The organism is Microbacterium sp. (assembly GCF_047972865.1).
GTDB lineage: Bacteria > Actinomycetota > Actinomycetes > Actinomycetales > Microbacteriaceae > Microbacterium.
In genome coordinates this window covers 1-9,061 of record NZ_JBKEAY010000238.1, presented here as the reverse complement: position 1 = coordinate 9,061, position 9,061 = coordinate 1, and the positions used below count along the sequence as shown (strand labels likewise).

Below are 9,061 nucleotides of genomic sequence, written 5' to 3'. Positions count from 1 at the left end.
TGCAGGTGTTCACCAACCTCGTCGCCAAGCCCAGCCAGAAGACCGGCGTGCCGTATCCGGTCGTCAACCGAGCGATCTTCGGCATCAAGGGCGCGAACATCCCCGCGATCATCCGCGGCATCATCGCCATCGCCTGGTACGGCGTGCAGACCTTCCTCGCCGCCCAGTCGCTGAACATCATCTTCCTGAAGTTCATCCCGGGGTCGGAGGCGCTGCTGGATGTCGGCTTCCTCGGGCTGTCGGCGCTCGGCTGGATCTCGTACGCGATCCTGTGGGTCGCCCAGGTCGCCCTGTTCTGGAACGGGATGGAGGTCATCCGCCGCTTCATCGACTGGGCCGGTCCCGCCGTCTACGTCGTCATGATCGTGCTCGCCGTCTACCTGGTCAGCCAAGCCGGATGGGAGAACATCGATCTCAACCTCTCCGACCCCGCGCAGGCGCCGCAGGACTTCTGGGGCACGATCGGACTCATGGCGATGGCCATCGGCATCGTCGTGGCCTACTTCTCCGGCCCGATGCTGAACTTCGGCGACTTCGCCCGCTACGGGCGGTCGTTCGCGGCGGTCAAGAAGGGGAACTTCTGGGGGCTGCCGATCAACTTCCTGTTCTTCTCGATCCTGACCGTGCTCACCGCGGCGGCCACCCTGCCGGTGTTCGGCGAACTGATCCTCGACCCGATCCACACCGTCGAGGCCATCGACACCCCCTTCGCGATCCTGCTGGGCGGGCTCACGTTCGTGACGGCGACGGTCGGCATCAACATCGTGGCGAACTTCATCTCGCCCGCGTTCGACTTCTCGAACGTGGCCCCGCAGAAGATCTCGTGGCGGATGGGCGGCATGATCGCCGCCGTCGGGTCGGTGTTCCTGCTGCCGTGGACCTGGTACTCCGACGCGACCGCCATCCACTACTCGCTCGGCGTGTTGGCCGCGCTCATCGGCCCGCTGTTCGGCCTGCTGCTGGCCGGGTACTACGTGGCCGCGAAGCAGCGCATCCGCACCGACGACATGTTCACGATGTCGTCCGAGGGTGCCTATTGGTACCGCAACGGCTACAACCCCAACGCGATGAAGGCGCTGCTGGCGGCGGGAATCCCGACCGTGCTGCTGGCGATCCTGCCGAAGACGTTCGCCGACCTCGGCATGTTCGACATCTCGTGGATCGGCAACTTCACCTGGTTCATCGGGTGCGCGCTCGGTTACGCCTTCTTCGTGCTGTTCGAGCGCCTCGACCCGCGGGTGCCGACCTTCGACGGCGACGACGAGGGGGTCTCCGACGGCGCCGCCGCCGAGACCGGCACGGCGACCGCCCCGGTGCGGGAGCACGTGTGAGGATCACCCTGATCAATCCGAACACCTCCCGGGCGATGACGGCCAAGATCGCCGCGGTCGCCCGGGAGGTGGCCGGACCCGGCGTCGAGGTCGCCGCGGTGTGCCCGACCGACGGCCCCGCCGCGATCGAGACCCACGTCGACGAGGTGCGCGCCGCCGCCGCGGTCATCGCCCTCATCGAGCAGGACGTGGCCGCCGGCGGCAGCGACGCCTACATCGTCGCGTGCTTCGGTGACCCGGGGCTCGACGCCGCCCGAGAGCTGGTCGATGTCCCCGTGGTCGGCATCGCCGAGGCCGCGATGCACATCGCCACGGTCTCGGGCCGTCACTTCGCCGTCGTGACGACCCTCAGCCGCACCCTGGGGCGCGCGCGCGACCTGGTGCGCCGCTACGGCATGACCGAGGCGTGCCTGTCGCTGACGGCATCGGGCATCCCCGTGCTCGCGCTCGAACACAGCGGGGGCGAGGAGGTGCGGCGCCTGGCGGCCCTGTGCGAGAGCGCCGCGGATGCCGGGGCCGACGTCATCGTGCTCGGCTGCGCCGGGATGACCGACCTCTGCCACCGGCTCACGTCGACCGCCGGGGTGCCGGTCGTCGACGGCGTGGCCGCCGCCGTCGGGATGGCCGCCGGCATGGTGCGGATGGGTGTGGGCACGAGCAAACGCGACGAGTACGCCGCCGTCGCGCCCGAGCTCGCGCGGGTGTGAGCCCGCGTGTTACCGGGCCGAAATGCGGCGCGGGTAGCGTCGAGGCGCCGCATCCCGGCGACGGAAAGGCAGGAGACATGGCCACGAAGCTGACCGTGCGCGCGCGTCGTGCGTGGGTCGACGGGCGGTTCCAGCCCGCCGAGGTCGAGGTCCGCGACGGGGTGATCACGGCGGTGCGCCCCGCCTCCGGCGCCCCCCGCGGCGCGGTCGTGGTCCCCGACGACGCGGTGCTGCTGCCGGGCCTCGTCGACTCGCACGTGCACGTCAACGAGCCGGGCCGCACCGACTGGGAGGGGTTCGACTCGGCGACCCTCGCCGCGGCGGCGGGCGGGGTGACCACGATCGTCGACATGCCGTTGAACTCGCTGCCGCCGACGACCACCGCCGACGCGCTCGCCGTCAAGCGCGCCGCCGCCGAACCCGCCGCGCGGGTCGACGTCGCCTTCTGGGGCGGCGCGGTCCCCGACAACCTGGGCCGGCTGGCACCGCTGCACGCGGCGGGGGTCATGGGGTTCAAGTGCTTCCTGTCGCCGTCGGGGGTGGACGAGTTTCCGCACCTGTCCGCCGACCAGCTCGACCGGGCGATGGCCGAGGTCTCCGAGTTCGACGCGCTCCTGATCGTGCACGCGGAAGACCCCGCGCTGCTGCACGACCACGGCGCGCTCGGGCCCGGGTACACGGCGTTTCTGGCATCCCGCCCCGCCGCCAGCGAGGAGTCGGCGGTCGTGCAGGTCATCGAGGCCGCCCGGCGGCACCGGGCCCGGGCGCACATCCTGCACCTGAGCGACGGCACCGCGCTGGCGGCGATCCGCGCCGCGAAGGCCGAGGGCGTCGCCGTCACCGTCGAGACCTGCCCGCACTACCTCAGCCTCACCGCCGACCAGGTGCCCGACGGGGCGAGCGAGTTCAAGTGCTGCCCGCCGATCCGTGACACCGCCGCGCAAGACCTGCTGTGGGAGGGCATCGTCGACGGCACGATCGACGCGATCGTGAGCGACCATTCCCCCAGCACGGTCGCCCTCAAGCGGGCCGGCGACGGCGACTTCGGTCTGGCGTGGGGCGGCATCTCGGGCCTGCAGGTGGGGCTCTCGGCAGTGTGGACCGAAGCGCAGCGCCGCGGCATCGGGCTGGCGACGCTGCTGCCGCTGTTCACCACCGGTCCGGCGCGGGTGGCAGGGCTGGCCGAGGCCGGGCTCATCGCGGTCGGGGCCCCCGCGCACCTGTGCGTATTCGGGCCCGACGACGCGTTCACGGTGCGCTCGGGTGACCTCTTCCACCGCAACCCGATCAGCGCGTACGACGGCAAGAACCTCACCGGCGCGGTGCGCCGCACGTGGCTGCGCGGCGACGTCGTGTTCGATATCACCAACGGCCGTACCGGCGACGCCCCCGCGTGGCGCCGTGCCCCGGCGGGCCGGCTCCTGACCCGCCCGTCCGGCGCGGCGCGAGACGATGCCGCATGACCGCCGTCGAGATCCTGCAGCCCGGCAGCGGGCCCATCCCCGGCGAGCACTACCTGCCGGCCGCGCCCGGCACGGTGATGTGGGGGCGGCTGCCGTGCGCCGACGATGCACCGGCGCTCACCGTCGCCGACGGCGCGACCGTGACGATCGACACGATCAGTCACGAGGGCATTCTGGAAGACCAGGGCAAAGACCCCGCCGCCTTTTTCGGCGGTCACGGCGTTCCCCGCGACCAGGTGCTCGACGACGCGGTGCAGGTTGCGGCATCCCTTTCCCGCGACCCCGCCGCCGACGGCCCGCACGTGGTCACCGGCCCCGTGTTCGTCACCGGCGCCGAGCCGGGCGACCTGCTGAAGATGACCGTCGTGGCCGTCACGCCGCGGGTGCCGTACGGGGTGGTCTCCAACCGCCACGGCAAGGGCGCGCTCGTCGGTGAGCTGCCCCGCGGGCCCGAGAACGTCAGCGTCTTCACGGCGGTGGAGCGGCGCGGCGACGACCTCGTCGGGGTGCTGCCGCTCGTGACCGGCGGGGAGCGGGTCGTGGAGTTTCCGCTGGCGCCGTTCCTCGGCACGATGGGGGTCGCCGTCACCGGCGGCGAACGCCCCCACTCGGTGCCGCCCGGCGAGCACGGCGGCAACATCGACATCAAGCTGCTGACGGCGGGGGCGGTGCTCTACCTTCCGGTGCAGGTGCCCGGTGCTCTCGCCTACGTCGGCGACCCGCACTTCGCGCAGGGCGACGGCGAGGTCGCGCTCACCGCGCTGGAGGCGTCGCTGCGGGCCACGGTGCGGTTCGACGTGGTGCCCCGCGCCGAGGCGGTCGCCGCGTTCGGCGAGGTCGTCGGGCCGCTCGTGCGCACCGACGACTACCTCGTGCCGACGGGGCTCGACCCCGACCTGAACGAGGCGATGCGTGGGTGCGTGCGCGCCGCCCTCGCGCTGCTGCGGGCCCGGTACGGGATGGACGAGCACCTCGCCTACGCCTACCTGTCGGCGGCGACCGACTTCGACATCTCGCAGGTGGTCGACATCGTCTGCGGCGTGCACGCCCGCATCCGCGAGGCCGACTTCGCCGCCGTCGGGCAAGGAGGGTCCGCATGACCGGATCGACGGATGCCGCAGCCGCACCGATCGGGATGCCGGCCGACCTCGCGGCGGCGTTCGAGGCGTACGAGCGGGCGATCGGCGCCAACGACCTCGACGCCCTCGACGCGGCGTTCGCGCCCGGCGCCGACACGATGCGCGGCGACGCGGCGGGGCTGCTGGTCGGTCACGACCGGATCAGCGCGTTCCGCAGCGTGCGCGGCGGGGTCGCCCCGCGGACGATCGCACAGATCGAGTACCGGCCGCTGGCGGACGACACCGCCCTGATCACCTCGGTGTCGCGTTACGACGGCGGCGGCACCGGGCTGCAGACGCAGGTGTGGCAACGCGACGGGGACCGGTGGCTCATCGTCGCCGCGCACGTCACCGGGCGCACCCCCGCGTTCGACCGCGCCTTGTGGCGCACCGTCGGCGACCCGCTCTACCAGGGTGCGTGGGAGGGGCCGCTGGCGGGGTTGACGGTGGCGGTGAAAGACCTGTTCGCGATCAAGGGGTACCGCATCGGGGCGGGCAACCCGACGTTCCTCGACGAGGCGCGACCCGAGCCGACGACCGCGCCGGCGGTGGCCGACCTGCTCCGCGGCGGGGCGTCGCTGCGGGGGATCGCCCGCACCGACGAGTTCGCGTATTCGATCGCCGGCGACAACGTGCACTACGGCACGCCCGCCAACGGCGCCGTGCCGGGCACGCTGCCGGGCGGGTCGTCGTCGGGCCCGGCCACGGCCGTCGCGACCGGTCAGGCCGACGTGGGCCTGGCCACCGACACGGCCGGGTCGGTGCGGGTGCCCGCGTCGTACCAGGGGTTGTGGGGGTTGCGCACGACGCACGGGCTGGTCCCGCGGCAGGGGATGCTGCCGTTGGCGCAGAGTTTCGACACCGTCGGGTGGCTCACCCGCGACGGCGTGACGTTGCAGCGGGTGGCGGACTGGTGCCTGGGTTACGACGGGTCGGAGTCGACCGAGGCGGTGTACGGGTCGTCGCAGACCGATCTGCCGTGGCGGTTCGTCGTGCCCGACGAGGTGCTCGCCGCCGCCGACGCGGGGACGCGCGCCGCGTTCGAGGGCATGCTGGCCGCGCTCGCCGCCGGCGATGACGCGCCGCACGTCGCGCACGCGCCGATCGGCGACCTCGACGCCTATCTCGCGCCGTTCCGCGCCGTGCAGGGTGCGGAGGCGTGGCGTAACAACGGTGCGTGGGTGACCGGGCATCCGGGGGCGGTGGGTGCCGCCGTCGCCGACCGGTTCGGCGCCGCCGCGCAGGTGAGCGGGCCCGACGAGATTCAGGCGCGGGCCGCGCTGGTGCCGTTGCGGGCGCGGATGGATGCCGTCACCCGCGACGCCGTGCTGCTCTTGCCGGTCGTGCCGGGGCCGGCGCCGTCGCGGGTGGCGCCGCCGGCCGAGATCGACCGGGTGCGCACGGCCACGTTGCGCATGACCACGCCCGCCGCCGTCGGGGGGCTGCCGGCGCTGGCGGTGCCCCTGCTGCGCGTCGGCGGGGCTCCCGTCGGGGTGGGGCTGGTGTCGGCCGCCGACACCGACATCGCTCTTGTCCGTCTGGGGCGCCGGCTGGCGCGCGCCCTGACGGCATCCGCCTTCGGAAGGACCATGTCATGACCTCTGCCGCTGTTCCCGCGCCGATCGACCCGCCCGCGCGGCTGCTGATGGGGCCGGGCCCGATTTCGGCGTACCCGAGTGTGCTGCGGGCCATGTCGGCGCCGCTCGTGGGTCAGTACGACCCGTTCATGACCGACACGATGGCCGAGACCCAGGAGCTGTATCGGCGGGTGTGGGCGACTGGCAACGATGCGACGCTGCTGATCGACGGGACCAGCCGGGCCGGCATCGAGGCGGCGATCGTGTCGCTGGTGCGCCCGGGGGATCGGGTGCTGGTGCCGGTGTTCGGCCGGTTCGGGCATCTGCTGGCCGAGATCGCCGAGCGCGCGATGGCCGAGGTGCACACGCTCGAGACCGCGTGGGGGCAGGTGTTTCCGCCGTCGGTGATCGAGGAGGCGGTGGTGCGGGTGCGGCCGACGCTGCTGGCGCTCGTGCAGGGCGACACGTCGACCACGATGAACCAGCCGCTCGATGAGATCGGTGAGATCTGTTCCCGGCACGGGGTGCTGTTCTACACCGATGCCACCGCGTCGCTGGGGGGCAACGCGTTTCACGCCGACGCGTGGGGTGTGGATGCCGCGACCGCGGGCCTGCAGAAGTGTCTCGGCGGGCCGAGCGGGTCGGCGCCGATCACGCTGTCGGCGCGGGCGGTCGAGCGGGTGGGTGCGCGCAAGAGGATCGAGGCCGGCATCCGTGAGGACGGCGACCCGGAGGCCGCGGACTTCGTGCGGTCGAACTACTTCGATCTCGGCATGATCCTCGACTATTGGGGGCCGCGGCGGCTGAACCATCACACCGAGGCGACCTCGATGCTGTACGGGGCGCGCGAGTGCGCCCGGGTGCTGCTGGCGGAGGGGCGCGAGGCCGTCATCGAGCGGCACCGGGTTGCGGGGGCGGCGATGCTCGCCGGGGTCGAGGGGCTCGGGCTGCAGGTGTTCGGCGATGTGGCGCACAAGATGAACACTGTGGTGGCGGTGGAGATCCCCGAACCGGTGCCGGGCGATGCGGCGCGGCAGGCGATGCTCGATGACTTCGGTATTGAGATCGGTACGTCGTTCGGGCCGTTGCACGGCCGGGTGTGGCGCATCGGGACGATGGGGTACAACGCGCGGCGGGATGCCGTGCTGACCACGCTCGCCGCGCTGGAGCAGGTGCTGCGCCGGTTCGGTGCCGCGGTGCCGGTCGGGGGCGGGGTGGCGGCGGCATCCGACGTGTTCGCGGGGGCGTGATGGCGGGGCTGCTCGGTGAGCTGCCGGTCGAGATCACCGCGGCGGCGGCGCGGCGGGTGATGGCGCGGTGCGACGAGCTGGCGCGGGTGACGGCGACGCCGGGGACGGTGGAGCGGGTGTATCTGGCGCCCGAGCACGCGCAGGTCAACCGGCTGGCGGCGCAGTGGATGCGTGAGGTCGGGATGCGCACGTGGCAGGATGCGGCGGGCAATCAGGTGGGCCGGATCGCGCCGGCCGGTGCGGATGCCGACGAGGGGCCGGCGGTGATGATCGGTTCGCATCTGGACACCGTGCTCGACGCGGGCAAGTACGACGGGATCGTCGGGGTGCTGATGGCGCTGGAGGTGGTGCGGTTGCTGCGGGCGCCCGGTGGCGGCATCCGGTTGCCGTTCGCGGTCGAGGTGATCGCGTTCTCGGATGAGGAGGGTACCCGGTTCGGGACGGCGCTGCTGGGGTCGTCGGCGGTGGCCGGCACGTGGGAGGAGCGCTGGTGGGAGCTGACCGACGCGAACGGGGTGACGCTGCGGCAGGCGTTCCGTGAGTTCGGGCTCGACCCGGGGCGGGTGGGCGAGGCGGCGCGGCGGCCCGAGGAGCTGATCGCGTATCTCGAGGCGCACATCGAGCAGGGTCCCGAGTTGGATCGGGCGGCGGAGCCGCTGGCGGTGGTGTCGTCGATCGCGTCGGCGCGTCGATTTCAGCTGACCGTCGAGGGGGAGGCGCGGCACGCCGGGGGGACGCCGTACGACATGCGTCGCGATGCGCTGTTGGGGGCGAGTGAGGCGGCGCTCGCGGTGGAGCGGGTGTGCGCGGCCGAGCATCACATCATCGGTACCGTGGGTCGGTTCGAGGCGTTTCCGGGGGCGGTGAACGTGATTCCCGGGGAGGTGCGGTTCTCGTTGGATCTGCGCGGCGAGTTCGATGGTGAGCGCGATCGGGTGTGGCAGGCGCTGAGCGCCGAGATGGACGCGATCATGGGGCGGCGGGAGTTGCGTTGGCAGGCGCGCGAGATCCACCGGGCCGCGGCGGTGCCGTGCGCCCCCCTGCTGCAGGATGTGATCCGCGCCGGGATCGTCGGGTCGTCGCCCGCGAGGTCGGAGGAGCCGCCCGTGGTGTTCAGTCGTGCCGGTCACGACGGCATGGCCCTGGGCGCCGTGACCGGCGTCGGAATGCTGTTCTTGCGCAACCCCGACGGCGTGAGCCACCACCCCGACGAGTCGGTGTCCGCCGGCGACGTGGCACGCGGCATCCGCGCCCTGACCGAGGCCGTGCTGCACCTGGGGGCCGAGCCCGGGTGAGGTGGGGTGGGGGTGGTCTGGTGACGGGTGGCAGGCGAGGGCTGTCGCGGTCGCCGGAGCACTGGGCTGATACGAGCCTGCTCGGCCAGTGCAGACCGGATCGCTTCGCGGGCATGATCCCGACGCCACCGAGTGACCTGGCGCACCATGTCCCGAATCGCCGGATCCCCGCCGATCCGGCGCACCACACCGCAGGCACGCTCCAGGTCGGCATAGCCGGAACATCGGCAGAGGCCATCAACGGGCGCCTCGAGCACCTCCGCGGCTCCGCCCTGGGCTTGCGGAACCTGACGCACCACATCGCGAGGAGCCTGCTCGAA

At 72.7% G+C, this 9,061-nt stretch carries 8 protein-coding genes; all 8 read left to right on the top strand.

From position 1 onward, the window contains the following. A partial coding sequence (locus tag ACK5KK_RS14680) for an NCS1 family nucleobase:cation symporter-1 (protein ID WP_416890824.1) occupies positions 1-1,331 on the top strand: 1,331 nt, incomplete at its 5' end. Then, complete coding sequence (locus ACK5KK_RS14675; RefSeq protein ID WP_416890823.1) at positions 1,328-2,038, top strand: aspartate/glutamate racemase family protein; 711 nt, start codon at positions 1,328-1,330, stop codon at positions 2,036-2,038. The genes ACK5KK_RS14680 and ACK5KK_RS14675, both read left to right, overlap by 4 nt. A 77-nt stretch (positions 2,039-2,115) precedes the next feature. Then, positions 2,116-3,501 carry an allantoinase AllB gene (gene allB, locus ACK5KK_RS14670; protein WP_416890822.1) on the top strand — a complete coding sequence of 462 codons (1,386 nt, stop codon included), beginning with the start codon at positions 2,116-2,118 and terminating at the stop codon, positions 3,499-3,501. Further along, positions 3,498-4,601: an acetamidase/formamidase family protein gene (locus ACK5KK_RS14665; RefSeq protein WP_416890821.1), complete on the top strand. Its 1,104-nt coding sequence runs from the start codon at positions 3,498-3,500 to the stop codon at positions 4,599-4,601. Before allB ends, ACK5KK_RS14665 begins: the two co-directional genes overlap by 4 nt. Beyond that, a complete protein-coding gene (locus ACK5KK_RS14660; RefSeq protein WP_416890820.1) occupies positions 4,598-6,217 on the top strand; it encodes an AtzH-like domain-containing protein in 1,620 nt (539 codons plus the stop codon). Before ACK5KK_RS14665 ends, ACK5KK_RS14660 begins: the two co-directional genes overlap by 4 nt. Further along, positions 6,214-7,446 (top strand): pyridoxal-phosphate-dependent aminotransferase family protein, encoded by a 1,233-nt coding sequence (locus tag ACK5KK_RS14655; protein ID WP_416890819.1) that lies wholly within the window; start codon positions 6,214-6,216, stop codon positions 7,444-7,446. The genes ACK5KK_RS14660 and ACK5KK_RS14655 overlap by 4 nt, the downstream gene beginning before the upstream one ends. Beyond that, positions 7,446-8,741 carry an allantoate amidohydrolase gene (locus ACK5KK_RS14650; RefSeq protein ID WP_416890818.1) on the top strand — a complete coding sequence of 432 codons (1,296 nt, stop codon included), beginning with the start codon at positions 7,446-7,448 and terminating at the stop codon, positions 8,739-8,741. The genes ACK5KK_RS14655 and ACK5KK_RS14650 overlap by 1 nt, the downstream gene beginning before the upstream one ends. A 113-nt stretch (positions 8,742-8,854) precedes the next feature. Continuing rightward, on the top strand, positions 8,855-9,061 hold a 207-nt coding region (locus ACK5KK_RS14645), incomplete at its 3' end, for a hypothetical protein (RefSeq protein ID WP_416890825.1).